We start from the raw sequence: 17,064 nt of genomic DNA, 5'->3' as shown, positions 1-17,064 counted from the left end.
CCGACCATGCTGCATATCTTCTGTCCTCACTGTGGCGAACTGCGCTCCGAAGAGGAATTCCACCCGTCCGGTCAGGCGCATATCCCGCGCCCGCTGGACCCCGGTGCCTGCACCGATGAGCAATGGGGCGATTACATGTTCTTTCGCGATAACCCGCGCGGCCTGCATCACGAACTGTGGATACACGCCGCCGGTTGCCGCCAGTATTTCAACATGACGCGCAATACCGTGACCTACGAGATTCTCGAGACCTATCCGATCGGTACCAGGCCGCAGTTCACGGATCAGGGAGAAAAGGTATGAGCCAGACCCATCGCCTGCCCAACGGCGGCCGCATCAACCGCAGCAAGGTGCTCAACTTTACTTTCAACGGCCAGACCTACCAGGGCTTTGAAGGCGACTCGCTGGCCTCTGCCCTGCTGGCCAACGGCGTCGATATCATCGGCCGCAGCTTCAAATACTCTCGCCCGCGCGGCATCTTCGCAGCGGGTTCGGAAGAGCCCAACGCCGTGCTGCAGATCGGCGCGGCCGAAGCGACGCAGATCCCCAACGTGCGTGCCACGCAACAGGCGCTCTATGCCGGACTGGTCGCGACCAGCACCAACGGCTGGCCGAGCGTGAATACCGATGTCATGGGCATTCTGGGCAAGGTCGGCGGCAAACTGATGCCGCCGGGTTTCTACTACAAAACCTTCATGTACCCGCAATCGTTCTGGATGACTTACGAAAAGTACATCCGCAAGGCTGCAGGCCTCGGTCGCTCGCCGACCGAAAACGACCCGGACAGCTACGATGCGATGAACCAGCACTGCGACGTGTTGATCGTCGGCGCAGGCCCGGCCGGTCTGGCTGCCGCGCTGGCAGCAGGTCGCAGCGGTGCCCGAGTGATCATTGCCGATGAACAGGAAGAGTTCGGCGGCAGCCTGCTCGACAGCCGTGAAAGCCTCGACGGCAAACCCGCCGCCGAGTGGGTGTCTACGGTCGTCGCCGAGCTGAAAAGCCTGCCCAACGTCACCCTGCTGCCGCGTGCCACGGTCAATGGTTACCACGATCACAACTTCCTGACCATTCATGAGCGCCTTACCGACCACTTGGGTGATCGCGCGCCGATCGGCATGGTTCGCCAACGCATGCACCGGGTACGTGCCAAGCGTGTGGTGCTGGCCGCCGGTACTCACGAGCGTCCGCTGGTCTACGGCAACAACGATGTGCCCGGCAACATGCTGGCCGGCGCCGTATCGACTTACGTTCGTCGTTATGGCGTGGCGCCGGGCAAGAAACTGGTGCTTTCCACCAACAACGATCACGCCTATCGCGTCGCTCTGGACTGGCTCGACGCCAGTCTGCACGTGGTCGCGATTGCCGATGCACGGCATAACCCGCGCGGCCCGCTGGTTGAAGAAGCGCGGGCCAAAGGCATTCGCATCCTGACCGGCAGCGCGGTCATCGAGGCCCGTGGCAGCAAGCGTGTGACGGCTGCCCGCGTTGCCGCCATCGACGTCAAGACGCACAGCGTGACCAGCCCTGGCGAATGGCTTGAATGCGACGTGGTTGCCAGCTCCGGCGGTTACAGCCCGATCGTGCACCTGGCCTCGCACCTGGGCGGCAAGCCGGTCTGGCGCGAGGACATCCTCGGCTTCGTGCCGGGCGAAGCACCGCAGAAACGTATCTGCGTAGGCGGCGTCAACGGCGTCTACAGTCTGGCTGACAGTCTGGCCGATGGTTTCGAAGGCGGCGTGCGCGCTGCCAGTGAAGCGGGCTTCAAGGTGGTCGAAGGCGTGATGCCCAAAGCCCTCAGCCGTGCGGAAGAGCCGACGCTGGCGCTGTTTCAGGTGCCGCATGAGAAAGGCACCGCTCGGGCACCCAAGCAATTCGTCGACCTGCAGAATGATGTGACCGCAGCGGCCATCGAACTGGCGACCCGCGAGGGGTTCGAGTCGGTTGAGCACGTCAAGCGCTACACCGCGCTGGGTTTCGGCACCGATCAGGGCAAGCTGGGCAACGTCAACGGTCTGGCCATCGCCGCGCGTTCGCTGAACGTGTCGATCCCGGAAATGGGCACCACCATGTTCCGCCCCAACTACACGCCGGTGACCTTCGGCGCGATAGCCGGGCGTCATTGCAAACACATCTTCGAACCCGTGCGTTTCACTGCGCTGCACGCCTGGCATGTCAAAAACGGTGCCGAGTTCGAGGATGTCGGCCAGTGGAAACGGCCGTGGTACTTCCCGAAGAACGGCGAAGACCTGCCCGCAGCCGTCGCTCGCGAATGCAAGGCGGTGCGCGACAGCGTCGGCCTGCTGGACGCTTCGACGCTGGGCAAGATCGATATTCAAGGCCCGGATGCACGCGAGTTTCTCAACCGCATCTACACCAACGCCTGGACCAAGCTGGACGTGGGCAAGGCGCGCTACGGCCTGATGTGCAAGGAAGACGGCATGGTCTTCGATGACGGGGTCACTGCCTGTCTCGCCGACAACCACTTCCTGATGACCACCACCACGGGCGGCGCAGCGCGCGTCCTGCAATGGCTGGAAATCTATCAGCAGACCGAATGGCCGGACCTGAAAGTGTATTTCACCTCAGTGACCGATCACTGGGCGACTCTGACGCTGTCCGGCCCCAACAGCCGCAAGCTGCTCAGCGAAGTCACCGATATCGATCTGGGCCGTGAAGCCTTCCCGTTCATGACCTGGAAGGAAGGTCTGGTCGCCGGTGTGCCAGCTCGCGTATTCCGTATCTCGTTTACCGGTGAGCTGTCCTACGAGGTCAACATTCAGGCCGACTACGCCATGGGCGTTCTGGAAAAGATCGCCGAGGCAGGCAAGCAGTACAACCTGACGCCTTACGGCACCGAGACCATGCACGTACTGCGCGCAGAGAAAGGTTTCATCATCGTCGGTCAGGACACCGACGGCTCGATGACGCCCGACGACCTGAACATGGGTTGGTGTGTCGGTCGTACCAAGCCGTTCTCCTGGATCGGCTGGCGCGGCATGAATCGCGAAGACTGCGTGCGTGAACAGCGCAAGCAACTGGTCGGCCTCAAGCCGGTGGACCCTGCCAAATGGTTGCCGGAAGGTGCGCAACTGGTGTTCGACACCAAACAGACGATCCCGATGAGCATGGTCGGCCACGTGACCTCCAGTTACGCGCACAACTCGCTGGGCTATTCGTTCGCGATGGGCGTGGTCAAAGGCGGTCTGGCGCGCATGGGAGAGCGGGTCTTCGCGCCTCTGGCCGATGGCAGCGTGATCGAAGCCGAGATCGTTTCTTCGGTGTTCTTCGATCCGAAAGGCGAGCGGCAGAACGTCGAGTAGTCCACGGTGAGCCGATCATCCGCAGCACACAGAATTCAAGCAGGTGAATCATGAGCACAGCCAACGTTTACCAGCAGCGCCCGACCACCGACGTCAAAGCCGAGTCGCCGCTGTTCCACGCAAACCTCGACAGCCTGATTGGCAAGGGGCGCGCCAGCCCGGGGGTTTTCCTGCGCGAGAAAAAGCTGCTGGGCCATCTGACGATTCGTGGCAATGCCCACGATCCGGCCTTCGCCGCAGGCGTACACAAGGCGCTGGGCATGGAGCTGCCCGCCGCACTGATGCTGGTCATCAGTGGCGAAAGCTCGCTGCAATGGCTTGGCCCGGATGAGTGGCTGCTGATTGTGCCGAGCGGCGAAGAGTTCGCGGCAGAACAGAAGTTGCGTGACGAACTGAGCGGGCAACACATCGCCATCGTCAACGTAAGCGGCGGGCAATCGATTCTAGAACTGAGCGGGCCGAAGGTGCGCCAGGTACTGATGAAGTCCACCAGCTACGACGTGCACCCGGACAACTTCCCGGTGGGCAAGGCAGTCGGCACCGTGTTCGCCAAGTCGCAACTGGTGATCCGCCGGACCGGTGAAGACACCTGGGAGCTGCTGGTCCGCCGCAGCTTCTCGGATTACTGGTGGCTGTGGTTGCAGGATGCGAGTGCCGAGTACGGGCTGAGCATTCAGGCGTGAAGCGCCGGGAACCGGGGCTGAAACCGTAGCGTCGGTCTCAATGAAGACTCTTGGATTATCGTTCCCACGCTCCGCGTGGGAACGCAGTTCCGGACGCTCTGCGTCCTGCCCAAGCCTACAGGCTGGCACTGTCAGTCATATTTGCGGATAACAAATACTCTGGAGCATTGATTCAATGAGCCGCGCGCCCGATACATGGATTTTGACCGCCGACTGCCCCAGCATGCTGGGTACGGTAGACGCAGTGACGCGCTTTCTGTTCGAGCAGGGTTGCTACGTCACAGAACATCACTCCTTCGATGACCGTCTCTCGGGACGCTTCTTCATCCGTGTGGAGTTTCGTCAGCCCGAGGCTTTCGACGAGCAGGCGTTCAGGGCCGGGCTGAGCGAGCGCGGTGAAACGTTCGGAATGATCTTCGAACTCACGGCGCCCAACTACCGGCCAAAAGTAGTGATCATGGTCTCGAAAGCCGATCACTGCCTCAATGACCTGCTCTACCGCCAGCGTATCAATCAACTGTCCATGGACGTGGTCGCGGTGGTGTCCAATCACCCTGATCTTGAGCCATTGGCTGCCTGGCACGGCATTCCGTACTACCATTTCCCACTGGACCCGAACGACAAGCCCGCGCAGGAAGCCAAAGTCTGGCAGGTCATTGAAGAGTCTGGTGCAGAACTGGTGATTCTTGCCCGCTACATGCAGGTCCTGTCTCCGGACCTGTGTCGCAAGCTGGACGGTAAGGCGATCAATATCCACCACTCGTTGCTGCCCGGTTTCAAAGGTGCCAAGCCCTACCATCAGGCTTACAACAAGGGGGTAAAACTGGTCGGAGCCACGGCGCATTACATCAACAACGATCTGGACGAAGGTCCGATCATTGCCCAGGGCGTGGAAGTGGTCGATCACAGCCACTATCCCGAAGACCTGATCGCCAAGGGTCGGGACATCGAAGGACTGACACTGGCCCGTGCGGTCGGTTATCACATCGAACGGCGGGTGTTTCTCAACGCCAACAGGACGGTGGTTTTATAGCTGCAACGGCTTCTCTCTGCTCCACCACAATAAAAGCGAGGTGACATGTATGTCTGGTAATCGCGGTGTAGTGTATCTCGGCGCTGGCAAGGTCGAAGTGCAATCAATTCCTTTCCCGAAAATGGAAGACCCACGCGGCAAGCGCATCGAACACGGCGTGATCCTGCGCGTGGTCTCCACCAATATCTGCGGCTCGGACCAGCACATGGTACGCGGCCGTACCACGGCGCAGACCGGGCTGGTGCTCGGTCATGAAATCACCGGAGAGGTGCTGGAAGCCGGTCGCGACGTGGAGCATCTGAAAGTCGGTGATCTGGTTTCCGTGCCATTCAACGTGGCGTGCGGCCGCTGCCGCAGTTGTAAGGAACAGAACACCGGCGTCTGCCTGACGGTCAACCCGGCGCGTCCCGGTGGTGCCTATGGTTATGTCGACATGGGCGACTGGGTTGGTGGCCAGGCTGAATACGTGCTGGTGCCTTACGCGGACTTCAACCTGCTCAAACTCCCGGACCGCGACGCGGCGATGGAAAAAATCCGCGACCTGACCTGCCTGTCCGACATCCTGCCCACCGGCTACCATGGCGCAGTGACTGCCGGGGTTGGCCCTGGCAGTACGGTTTATGTTGCAGGCGCCGGCCCGGTCGGCCTGGCTGCGGCGGCGTCAGCGCGCTTGTTGGGCGCGGCGGTGGTAATCGTCGGCGACGTCAACCCGAAACGCCTGGTCCACGCCAAGGCCCAAGGCTTCGAAATTGCTGACCTGTCCCTGGACACGCCACTGCACGAACAGATCGCTGCCCTGCTCGGCGAGCCTGAAGTGGATTGCGCCATCGACGCCGTAGGCTTCGAAGCACGCGGTCACGGCCATGCTGGCGCTCAGGCCGAAGCACCCGCCACCGTTCTCAACTCGTTGATGGGCGTGGTGCGCGTCGCAGGCAAGATCGGCATCCCCGGCCTGTACGTCACCGAAGACCCGGGAGCCGTGGACGCCGCCGCAAAAATGGGCAGCCTGAGCATTCGCTTCGGCCTGGGCTGGGCCAAATCCCACAGCTTCCACACCGGCCAGACCCCGGTCATGAAATACAACCGCCAGCTGATGCAGGCGATCATGTGGGACCGCATCAAGATCGCCGACATAGTGGGTGTCGAGGTGATCAGTCTGGATGAGGCGCCGCGGGGTTATGGCGAGTTTGATGCGGGCGTGCCGAAGAAGTTTGTGATTGATCCGCATCGGTTGTTTGGTGCTGTGTAGGCATCTAACAGAAAATGGGGTTATTGACTAATTACGTCAGCAGATTCAAGAGCGGGGAATGCTCTCTCACATCTGCTGGCGTATTAATCTTAACTCTTCTTCAGCATTAGAAATTTTAAGGGCTAATTTGTAAGAGGGTGGCGTCGATAGATTCTGAATAGGGTTAGCGAGGTTTTTCTGCGATTTCTTGTATTGTTGAACCAGATCATACTCATAAGAGAGACCCTCCTCATCATACAAACTTAACGCAGTGTTTGCCTCTTTTTTCAGCTGTGGAGCCCTTTTAACATACTGTCTATAAAGCTTATCGTTGGCCTTAACCTCTTTTGCAGACTTTCTATAGTCAAGACCTGCTTGTTTATTCAATTTTTTTGCAGACACACTCACTGACTCGACTTGTCGCACCGCTGCAGAGCGACTTAACTGTGGCGCACTCGCACTTAAGTTCATCCCGTCAGAACCGCGCAACACAGAACTACCAATAACGTCATCCGTAGACAAACGCCGGGAAGGCTTCATTATTTTAAAAGCTCTTAAAAGTCCCTTCATCAAGGTTGGTGTACTCCCTGTCAAGTCAACCCAATTAACCGGATCCCCCCCACAATACCCATACGCATTCACCCCACCCTCACCAAACGGGCTCAGACTGTCCGGGCTGTTGAACCTCATCAATACCGGGTTAAACGCCCGATACCCATTCCCCAGCAAATAGTGCCCCGTCACCGGGTCAACTCGCTGGCCAGTAAAGCCCGGCAGGCTTGCGCGGCCTGAAGGATGACGATGTCCGTAAGGTGTGTAGGCAAACGCCAATCCCTGAGCGGCGGTCACTGACTGCTGTTGATCCGTCGCCAACAACGCGCCGTCGCGCTGATTATTTTCTGTACTCAGGCAAGCCAGCACATGCTCATCCGTGCGTATAAGCGTGTGCTGGACCTGCCCCTGAACCTGCGTAGCCAGATGTGTCTTCTGATAAAAAAGGCGAGTGCTGCCCTGCCCCGCGGCCGAACAATCGGCCAGGCGATCCAATGGATCGTAGCGATAAACACAGAGCACGGATTGCCCAGACGAAGCCATGGCTTCACTCCTTGAAGTCACCCATTGCAGCAAGTCTGGGCTGAGTCTCTGTTTCCGCCCAGCTAGCAGAACTACTAGGCTGTTCCGCCTGCGGGACGACAAACGCTGGAGACGTGCCCTACTGCCGCACGGGCCTCACCAATACCGAGTAGTAATGCTCCTGCACGTAGGCATTGCTGTCAGGTTCCGGCACCCCGCGCATGCTGTCGATCGAAGGGAAAAGACCCAGATTCCAGTTCCGTCTGGCGGGCAATTGCGGCGTAACTCCATTTTGATCAGACTCACGTGCAGGCTCGGACAAGTCCGAGGCCAGCACGCCGGTAATTTGCCCGTTCCGGTCCAGTACTTTCCCCGCCACGAACATGAAATGAAACGGGTAGTCCGATGACGGGCTGCCTTCCAGCCCCCCTCGCTCGATAAAACCGATACCTTCGCCGATCTCGGGAAATGACTGCTCGCCGACAAAATAGTCAGAGTGGCCGCGTGCATTTATCCAGTCATCGAGCGCTGTTGTCGTGATATTCAGGCTCACCAGCTGACCATCCTGCCTCGCGACGACCTCGACATTGGGCACCACTGGAGCCGGATCACCCAAGCTCTCGCCCTTGTAATCGAACGCGACTTGCCCTCCGGCATATTTCGATACCAGGAACTCTGTGCTGGAGATGCAGCTTTCAGGCACCGCTGCCCTGGCTTCCAGCCTCACGTAACCGTCACGATCCGCTGCGATGGAGTGGAACAGGCTCGATGGCACATTAAGCTTGCCGGGTACCAGAACGTCGTCGCTCATGATGTGCAGGTCTTCGTGGTGAACCTGAAGCGTTCCGCTCGCTGTGTCATGAGCGGAATGGGACTCGTGAGTTGCCAAACGACCGGCCGGCCGCCGGGTGCGGATGCTACAGATCATCTGATCGATGAGATTGCCGCCCTTGAGCGCTGGACGGTTGATCAGCGTGAACTCATGTCCGCCGATGTGACGCACCCAGGGCAGTGCCAGGGTCTCGGCTCGCGACCTGCCTTGCGGTGGTACCAGCAGAAACACCCCGTTGCGCTCATCCCAGTCGGCACGGTAGATCCTGCCGTTATCCAGCTTGATGTAGTCACGTCCCTCAATCGAGTAACTGCCACGCTTTGGCCCGCTGCTGAGCGCCTCTGCACCGGTCAGGTCGACAATCGCGCTGGCAATCCCCACACCTCGGGTCCGCTCGGGATAAAGGGCGTCATCGATGTGCAGTTGCAATTGCGCACCGCTCAGATGTGTATGCTCGGCCGGCTGCTCCAGACTGGTGACCGACTCATAGGTATAGCCGCGCTGCGAGGAGAGAAAAATGCGTCGCGCATCGGCTTCCGGGACGTCATCAAGGGACAGCACGGCGATACGTTCAATTCTCGACGGGTCGGTAAAACAGGCTTCGATATGATCGATGATTGACCCCGCATGACTCAGGTAAAACTCGTCGTGCAGATGCCCCGCCAGCATGCCGAGACGCCTGGCAGGCGAATGGGCGAACCAGGCTTTTCCCCCTGACTTCAGGCTGACTTCTGCCATCATCAGGTTGTTGCGGGCCAGCTTCTCCTTAAGCTGACTGACGAAGGCGCTCCGTTCGCTGGCGAGCGGCGGAATGTTTTCCTGAGCAGCCAGAAGCGGCTCGTTCAGACGAAGCTGTCTGAGGATATTTTCCCCCAGGCGTAACTCTCTGGATCTCGATGCAGCTCCCCATTCAACGGTATGGCCCAGCAAGGTATTGGCCAACGCCGCCTGGCTGCGCGCAGCAAAAAGAATGGCCAGTTCCTCGGGGGTATCGAGTACATAAAACGGATTTTCCACTGTGGTAATGGACGAGGGCAGCCGCGATTTGATTTTGGCCACAGCATCGATGTTCCTGGCGACCCATTGAGGGTTGCGCACATAGGCTTCGTTCGCCGCCTTCGCGCCATAGAACAGCTCCAGCGCAAAGTCATCATGGGCGATGCCGTTGCGATAATCCGACTGGTCGTGCCACAGCTGAGGCAACGCTCGTTTGGGATCGGCGTGCGGGCTGATTTTCTGCAGGCTCAGGGCAACAGGCTGCTGGTCGTGTAACGTCTCGCCCGGCGCCAGCGCCAGGAAGTGCTCGATGGGCAGCGTGCCGCGATAGTGAACGCCGCGATCCGCTTCGATCACCAGTTCCTGTCCGCTGCCATTACTGAGCGTCGCCAGAACACCCGCCACGGTCTTGCTGCCGACCAGACCTTGCAGCGTGTCGCTTATTCGGACGGTCACGAACATGCCTTGAGCCGCGACAATCTGTGCCTGAATTTCAGGCTTGTAGGCCGGTATGGCAGGCAACACCCTGGCGACTTCCATGCGGCTGCCGTCGGCGCGAATGAAGGCGGTCGTCTCAATATTGGTGCCCGCATGTTCGAGTACTTCGACATGACCATTACGCTCGGTGACGTATTTGTGCTCGATCACACCAAGCACCATGCTCTGCTGCCTTACCCTGCCATCTGCGTCGATGACCCGCACGGAGGCTGTTTCAAGCGCCGCCACGCAGTTGTCATACCAGCTGACTGTGTTGGTGGGAGCCAGAAAACGCTCCGGGCGACCGCTGAAGCCAAGCGGAAAATCCTCGGTGTGGGCAAAACGCGAAAGCTGCGGGGCGTCGACCGTTGACTGCGGGTGCCTGCGCCATTGACCTGCTTCGAGGTCCAGCGCATGCAGAGGTCGCAATTCCGGCCCTGTCAGTCCGCTGACTGTCCGGCAGGCATGGCCGTTGAGCATGTAAATCTTCTCGCTGATTCCACCCAGCAGCACCGCCCGAGCGCCACCTTCGACCATCGCGTTGCCGTTCCAGTCGAGGCTCGTGACCTTCCGGCCCATCGGCAGCTCGGAGATCTGCCCATCCTCCGAGACCCGCCAATAGGAGCTGCTTGTGGATAGCCGACGCCGCGCGAGGTGTGCGCCCTCGGCTTCGCGTTCGATGGCATCGCCGTGCTCGCTGTGTCGGGCCGTTTCGTTCAGATCAGAGCTGTCAGAAACAGCGCGCTCGCTGACGGTCTGTTGATAACGCAGTATCGCGGACCGGAGCCCTTTCACCGCCGATATGCCGCAATGCAGCGCCGAATGCAGACCGACCAGCAGAAAACCGAAGTTCTTCACCGACTCCTCGTAGTCGTTGGCCTTGATCGAATCGCCGAGGGCCTGGACCTGCTGGCTCATCGTCCAGATAGTGGTGCCTTGCAGCATCAGCACACCCGCCACTCTGGGAGGGAGCGTGCGCATTTTGCACAGCACCAGCTCGGCAATGATGTTGAGTGCATCCAGCGCGATGCCTTCATCATTGCCGTCGTAAATGTCGAATCCCAGGTTGATGAAGTTGCCCAGCACAGGAATCAGTCCGCCGACCTGATGCACCAGTTGCAGCACATGCTGCGCGCTGGTCGACATGTTCTGAATGTCATCGTCGTTCGCTCGGGCGCTCAACATCTGCCTGAACGCCAGAGCACTGGCTTCAAGCCGGACCTTCTCGTCGGCGCTCAATAACTCGATGCAATGAACCGGCCTGTCACTGTCCGCCAGCGCAACCCCTTCCAGAATCTGCAGGCGCTCGGCGGCAGTACCGGATACCAGCACCAGCCGCTCGGCCTCCAGCATCCGATACGTTTCGGTCGCCTGAATGGCGTAGTTCTCGGCCTCGAGCCTGAACGCTGCCTGTGGTGCGGTCAGTCGAGCAGGCAGGTGGCCGTTGTTGACGAAGGCAGTGTTCGCGTCGAATAACCCCGTCAGCTTCGCTTGCAGCACGTCCAGACTTGCCGTGTAACGGGTTTTAACGGCGAGCGCCTGAGCCAGTTGCCCGAGCCGTTCATCACGATTGTCGGCAAGCGCCAGCTCGCGGCGCAGGTCTTCGTCATACACCACACTCAGCAGGGTTCGATAACCGACCGACTCTTCGTGCCGGAAAAACGTACCGGTATTGATCCAGCCGGCCCGGTAACTGATATCGAACGAAGACCGTGCAATCACCGGCCAGCAGGCTTCATTCAACCCCAGATAACGGCATAGCTCACGCGCCACGAATTCCGGCTGGGTCGGCTGCAGAACGACTTGCAGGCGCTGTTGGTCCTCGAGGTTCTGCGCAATCACTCTGTAGTAGGTGTTGACGGCATCATTCAAGCGCCGGGTATAGGCCGCCTGACGCTGCGCGTGCGGCAACGCCGGCAGGTCCTCCTGGTAATGTGCCAGCAGGTGACGGACCGCACGCAGCAACGTGACAGAGTGGCCGACGTTCCATTGCGCCTCGCGCAACTCATCGGTCAACTCCACGAACCGTGACCTGATGACGTCATAAGCACCCAGCGCCAGGGGATCCACGTATAGAAACGGAGGTTCTTTGCTGCGGATATCGAAGGCTTCGATGTCGATATCGGCCAGCGGATGACGACGCCGGACAGGATTGGGCACGATCACTTCCACGATCAGCCGCTCAATATTGATCGCCCCCTCGGCTTCGCCATAGCGAATGGTGTTGATCATGTAAGACGACAGTTCCTGGCGCGCCGCGTCGAAGTATTCGGCAAGATCCTTCACGCTCCAGGGATTGACGGTGTGCTGCTCGCGGTAGATGTCGTGGTGGCCATCGCTGTCGTAAACGACCAGTTTCAGCGTGATGCCACCGGTTTGCTGGAGCATTGTCAGCAGCGCGTTTTCGTTGTCTTGCAGCGACGCGCCAAAATGCCGGTAACTGTTCAGCAAGGTGCGGCATCGACCAAGATGCCACTGCATCTCTTTCTTCAGCTCAAGGTCGATGACACCGTAGTCGTCAGTGCCGTGCGCCTGAACCTTGTGCTGCCGAAAGGTGTAGACCTGCGAGGTATCGAGCATGAAACGCTGCTGTTCGGCGAGGGTGAAAGGCAACGCGGGTGCCATCCCCGCAGGATGGGCTTCGCGCTCTCCGGGCAACAGCGCAGTGATCGCCTGCAGCAGATGGTCGCGGGTGGCAGCCAGCGGAATGTCGACGCCGTAGTAATCGAGCAGACCATGCAGTGAGACGGTTTGATCGTCGCGAATGGCCAGGATGCACTTGGCATCTGCCGATTCAAGGTGCGGTACCAACCGGGCCAGGCAGTCGGTGAAACGGATAAATCGCAGGTGCAGGTCAGACAGCGTGGCGTGCGCAGGTTGCCGTCCCTCGGAGATGCCCTGCAGTCGCAGCGAGTGAACCGGCCTGCCTTCATTCATCCTGATATGCAGCACACAGGTGAAAGACTGCCTGAAGTCCACCTGAGACGTGTTGACCAGATCAAGAACGTAGCGCAGGTCTTTACGGCGTACCCCGGGCAACAGATCGTCATCGACCTCGCCAGCCGGACCCGCGCTGGCGATAGCCCTGAGCAACGCCTTGAACCGCTGCAATATCGAACCGCCAAAAGTGACGCCGGCGAACAGCGGCGAGTCGTCGGCCACGGTCATGAATACTCTGTTGGTCATACAGGTGCCGGTCTTCACGTCGCGCATTCGTGCCCGCAGCGTGTTCAGCAACCTGCGGTAATCGCCCCGCGTGCGGTCTATGCGCTCGATTCGGATGCTCGGCGAATGTGACTCGCGCTGATGACTCTGCGCAATATCGAGCGCCGCCTTGGCCAGTTCGTGCTCGGGGCCTGCCTCCGAGGCTGGCGAAGCGACGGAACGGGTAACGCGTTCTGCGCTGTCCCTGAGCACGTTCAGTTCATCGTCGAACAGCACTGATTTCAGGGTGTTCAGGAGCTCGATGTCGTCGGCCCATCGCCCGAACACGCTGGCAGCCCCAAGTACCTGGATCTCGTCCAGTAGCGTGAAACCTTCAGGCCGCGGCCGTTGCAGAATGGCGGCCAGTTGCTCGCTGCCTTCGGTTGCCAGCACGTGCTGAAGCCTTTCCCGGCCGGCGGCTGGCATGGAAGGAAATGATGAGGTGTGGGTATCGGTCATTGCTGATGCTCCGTGCATTCCAGATGACCGACACCATGCTGTTTCGCGGAAAAACGAGGTAATACATAGATGTTTTCGGACGACACGGGCCATACACCGGGCAAATACAGGCTCTGCCGTTGTTCGCTACCGCGCGCTGGGAACAAGCTTCTGTTCCTCCAGTCAAACCCTGTGCTTCATCGCCCACTCACGGGCGGTTCGAGCTCGATAAAGGTGACGCAATGAAAACTGCACGCGCAATGGCTTTGGCAACGTTGATGGCAGCGGCTGCAAGCCCTGCATTTGCCTTCAATCTGAATGACGCCGCGAACGCGGTCTCCAATGCCACCAATGGCAATCAGAAAGCCACGGCGGCACCCGAAGTCGCGGGGCTGCTCAATACTCTCGGTACGCAGCTCAATGTCACCCCGGAACAGGCGGTTGGCGGGACAGGTGCGCTGCTCGGGCTGGCGAAGAACAAACTGACCAGCACCGATTATTCGCAGTTGGCCAAATCGGTCCCGGGCCTGGAGCAAATGTCCGGCACTTCCGCACTGGAAAGTCTGGGCGGCGCCAACGGGCTGGGCAGCCTGCTGGGCGGCAAGTCGGGCAATAGCTCGATGCTCAACAGCGCGCTGGGCAACGTGCAGAGCATGGGTGATGTGAACAACGCCTTCAAGGCGTTGGGCATGGACAGTACGATGGTCAGCCAGTTTGCCCCGCTGATTCTGCAATACCTGGGGCAGCAAGGTGCCAGTGGCTCGGCGTTGCAGAGTTTGAGTGGGTTATGGGGTGCCGGGAGCTGAACCGGACCTTATACGTGTAGCGTTCCTCAATATATCTCCGGTCTTGTACTGCTTTTTTTGCACAGCGCCTGAGATCAACGCACCTGCTGAATTGAAGGCCACACCCACCATGGCGGTGCTGCGGTCTTCAGGAAATTGCCTTGCCCATTTGATAGCAGCCGCCCCAAAGGCGGCCGGGTCGCTTTTTTTCCCCGAATACACTTGCGACGCCAGCCCCGCGTAATACTCGGCCTGCTTAAAACTTAACCTTCCGTCTCCGTGAGTCGCAAAATGGCGATTCACTTGACGGAGGTTTTTGATGAAGGAAGACTGGCTGTCATTGAATCGCTCAAGCGCGTCATCAAGCCATTTTCTACTGCCTTGCAGAGGCATCGATGAGCCAACCGCAGGGATCAACCCTTTGCGGGCTGTTTCAATCACGTCGTTAAATTGCTCGCTGATCAGCTTTACAGACTTTATCGTACGCGTACTGAAAACTGCTACAACCACCTTAAATACTCGCCCCGTCGGATCGACATTATTGACAGGGTTTCCTCCACAGTAGGCATAACCATTTATCCCGCCCTCACCAAACGGGCTCAGCGTATCCGGGCTGTTAAAGCGCATCAGCGTCGGGTTGAATGCGCGAAGTCCATTGCCCAGCAAGTAATATCCAGTGATCGGATCAATCGTCTGCCCTGTAAAACCAGGTACGCTCAGTGCGGATGTTTGCAGGGATCGCAGGCCATAAGGACTGTAGACAAACGCCTGATTGCGCATGGCATCAAGGCTGTGCAGCACCGAGTTGGCTTGATCTGTCGCAAGCAGATCGAACAGGACCTGATCAGATTCCACACGGCGCAACGCCAGTAAAAGACCCTCTGCCTGAACAACAGAATGGTGGGAAGTGCCCTGTATTGCTGTGGTCAGGCGGTTGTTTCGATAGAAACGCCTGACGACCTCCTGCCCCGCAGGGGCGATGCTTGCCAGTCGGTTCAGTGCGTCGTAACGGTATAGGCCGATCGGCGAAACATGGGGCAATGACATGAGAGCGGATTCCGGCAACATTAAAGGCCAGTTTCATCCGCCCGTTTCGCCTCGTCTACCTGTCAGAACTGTCAGTGCCCAGGCAACTCCAGCCGCAACGCCGCAATACGCGCATCCTTTTCGTCCCAGAGCTGATTGACCCAACCCTGCACTTTCTCGCGAAATGCAGGATCGTTTTCGTAATCGCCCTGCCACAGCGCCGGGTCCAGCTCGCGGGTTCGGATGTCGACGATCACGTTGGAAACCCGGCCGCAGAGCATGTCCCAGAAACCGGGAATGCCTGAATCGGGATACACGACCGTCACGTCCAGGATGGCATCGAGTTGCTCGCCCATTGCCGCCAGCACGAAGGCAACGCCGCCGGCCTTGGGCTTGAGCAGATGGGTATAAGGCGAGCCCTGGGCCGCATGTTTGGCCGTGGTGAAGCGCGTGCCTTCCAGGTAGTTGACGATGGTCACCGGCTGACGCTTGAACAGTTCACACGCGGCCTTGGTGATTTCCAGGTCCTTGCCCTTGAGCTGCGGATGTTTCGCCAGGAACGCCTTGCTGTAGCGCTTCATGAACGGGTAATCCAGCCCCCACCACGCGAGGCCCAGCAACGGTACCCAGATCAGCTCTTTTTTCAGGAAGAACTTGAAGAACGGCGTGCGCCGGTTGAGTGCCTGGACCAGCGCGGGGATATCCACCCACGACTGGTGATTGCTGATAACCAGGTAGGACGTGTCACCGCGCAGCCCTTCATCGCCACGGATGTCCCACTGCGTCGGTATGCAGGTGGCGAAGATGACCTTGTCGATCTCGGCCCAGGTTTCGGCGATCCACATCACCGCAGCCGAACAGCGATCGCGCATACGGCCTCTGAACAGCAGTTTGAGCAGCGCAAAAATCAATAGCGGACCGATAAGCACCAGCGTATTGATCAGTAACAGCAGGGCAACAAAACAGCCGGTGAACAGACGGCGCATGACGGACTCTTGAAGGTTCAGGGGCGGCAATAATAAAGACCCACGCGTTTTACGCCAATTACACAGGTGCTTACAAATGTTTCACGTCTCGGCCTTTATGCTGACGTCATATTCATCCTGACGAACCTACTGCAGGTTCGCTGTCTAAAAACGGGCGCCAATCAGGCGCTGACTATTGCGAGGAACCTCTCACGTGAAACCGATCCTGGCGCTATTGTCTTTGCTGGCCCTGCCGGTCATGGCCGCTGAACCGACGTTGTATGGTCGCTACGAGAACATCAAGGTTGCGGAAATAGGCCAGACCTTCAAGGCCAAGATGGACACCGGCGCACTGACCGCCTCGCTGTCGGCAAAGGACATCGAGTTGTTCAAACGCGATGGTGATGACTGGGTACGTTTCCGCCTGGCAACCAAGGGTGCGGACGACAAGGTGTATGAGCACAAGGTCTCGCGGATCAGCAAGATCAAGGGACGCGCCGAAGGTGACGACGACGATGACGAAAGCATCAACCCCGCCAAGCGCCCTGTGGTTGACCTGGAACTGTGTCTGGGCGACAAGAAGCGTACGGTCGAGGTCAACCTGGTGGACCGCAGCCACTTCAACTTCCCGCTGTTGATCGGTGCCAAGGCGTTGCGTGAGTTCGACGCCGCGGTCAACCCGGCCCGCCGTTATACCGCTGACGAGCCTGATTGCTGAGGTTGTCCACAGTCCTCAGTATCGTGTGACGCTCCGCGCCCGATCCGGGATGTGCGGCGCAGCGTAGATCTGTGACGCAGAGCGTCACCCACGGCATTCCCACGCTGGAGCGTGAGGAACGATCACCTTGTAACTATCGTGCCCATGCTCCGCGTGAGTATGCACTTCTGGACGCTCCGCGTCCTATCCGGAATGTGCGGTGCGGCGCAGATCTGTGACGCAGAGCGTCACCCACGGCATTCCCACGCTGGAGCGTGAGGAACGATCACCTTGTAACTATCGTGC

11 protein-coding genes are annotated in these 17,064 nt (G+C 59.2%); 7 read left to right on the top strand and 4 right to left on the bottom strand.

The window, feature by feature from the left end; all coding sequences use genetic code 11:
* Positions 1–6 precede the first annotated feature (6 nt).
* The 5 genes from ACW55A_RS24250 to fdhA all read left to right on the top strand — a co-directional run bounded on the left by ACW55A_RS24250 (position 7) and on the right by fdhA (position 6,285).
* Positions 7–303: a sarcosine oxidase subunit delta gene (locus tag ACW55A_RS24250; RefSeq protein ID WP_003372476.1), complete on the top strand. Its 297-nt coding sequence runs from the start codon at positions 7–9 to the stop codon at positions 301–303.
* A complete protein-coding gene (locus tag ACW55A_RS24245; protein ID WP_498811690.1) occupies positions 300–3,320 on the top strand; it encodes a sarcosine oxidase subunit alpha in 3,021 nt (1,006 codons plus the stop codon). Before ACW55A_RS24250 ends, ACW55A_RS24245 begins: the two co-directional genes overlap by 4 nt.
* A 50-nt stretch (positions 3,321–3,370) precedes the next feature.
* Positions 3,371–4,003 (top strand): sarcosine oxidase subunit gamma, encoded by a 633-nt coding sequence (locus tag ACW55A_RS24240; protein WP_058396378.1) that lies wholly within the window; start codon positions 3,371–3,373, stop codon positions 4,001–4,003.
* A 175-nt stretch (positions 4,004–4,178) separates the two neighbouring features.
* Positions 4,179–5,036: a formyltetrahydrofolate deformylase gene (gene purU / locus ACW55A_RS24235; protein ID WP_151342436.1), complete on the top strand. Its 858-nt coding sequence runs from the start codon at positions 4,179–4,181 to the stop codon at positions 5,034–5,036.
* A 49-nt stretch (positions 5,037–5,085) separates the two neighbouring features.
* On the top strand, positions 5,086–6,285 hold the full coding sequence (gene fdhA, locus ACW55A_RS24230; protein WP_002555607.1) for a formaldehyde dehydrogenase, glutathione-independent: 1,200 nt from the start codon (positions 5,086–5,088) through the stop codon (positions 6,283–6,285).
* Positions 6,286–6,351: 66 nt separating this feature from the next.
* Here fdhA and ACW55A_RS24225 read toward each other — a convergent pair whose 3' ends face one another.
* Together ACW55A_RS24225 and ACW55A_RS24220 are read right to left on the bottom strand one after the other, a co-directional pair.
* A complete protein-coding gene (locus ACW55A_RS24225; RefSeq protein WP_498811689.1) occupies positions 6,352–7,359 on the bottom strand; it encodes an RHS repeat-associated core domain-containing protein in 1,008 nt (335 codons plus the stop codon).
* A 118-nt stretch (positions 7,360–7,477) separates the two neighbouring features.
* On the bottom strand, positions 7,478–13,306 hold the full coding sequence (locus tag ACW55A_RS24220) for a hypothetical protein (RefSeq protein WP_498811688.1): 5,829 nt from the start codon (positions 13,304–13,306) through the stop codon (positions 7,478–7,480).
* Positions 13,307–13,527: 221 nt separating this feature from the next.
* Here ACW55A_RS24220 and ACW55A_RS24215 point away from each other — a divergent pair, with 221 nt between their 5' ends.
* A complete protein-coding gene (locus ACW55A_RS24215; RefSeq protein ID WP_003372491.1) occupies positions 13,528–14,091 on the top strand; it encodes a DUF2780 domain-containing protein in 564 nt (187 codons plus the stop codon).
* Here the strand turns inward: ACW55A_RS24215 and ACW55A_RS24210 are convergent.
* Entirely contained in the window at positions 14,071–15,117 is a 1,047-nt protein-coding gene (locus tag ACW55A_RS24210) for an RHS repeat-associated core domain-containing protein (RefSeq protein ID WP_232917435.1), read from the bottom strand. The two genes, ACW55A_RS24215 and ACW55A_RS24210, sit on opposite strands and share 21 nt — an antisense overlap.
* Positions 15,118–15,188: 71 nt before the next feature.
* Entirely contained in the window at positions 15,189–16,082 is an 894-nt protein-coding gene (yihG, locus tag ACW55A_RS24205; RefSeq protein ID WP_003432549.1) for a 1-acylglycerol-3-phosphate O-acyltransferase, YihG family, read from the bottom strand.
* A gap of 193 nt (positions 16,083–16,275) precedes the next feature.
* Here yihG and rloA2 point away from each other — a divergent pair, with 193 nt between their 5' ends.
* Positions 16,276–16,779: a retropepsin-like aspartic peptidase RloA2 gene (gene rloA2, locus ACW55A_RS24200; protein ID WP_003432546.1), complete on the top strand. Its 504-nt coding sequence runs from the start codon at positions 16,276–16,278 to the stop codon at positions 16,777–16,779.
* Positions 16,780–17,064 lie beyond the last annotated feature (285 nt).

Source organism: Plantibacter cousiniae (nom. nud.) (assembly GCF_977070315.1).
The sequence above is the reverse complement of the archived record's forward strand: the minus strand, read 5'-3'. Positions and strand labels throughout refer to the sequence as shown.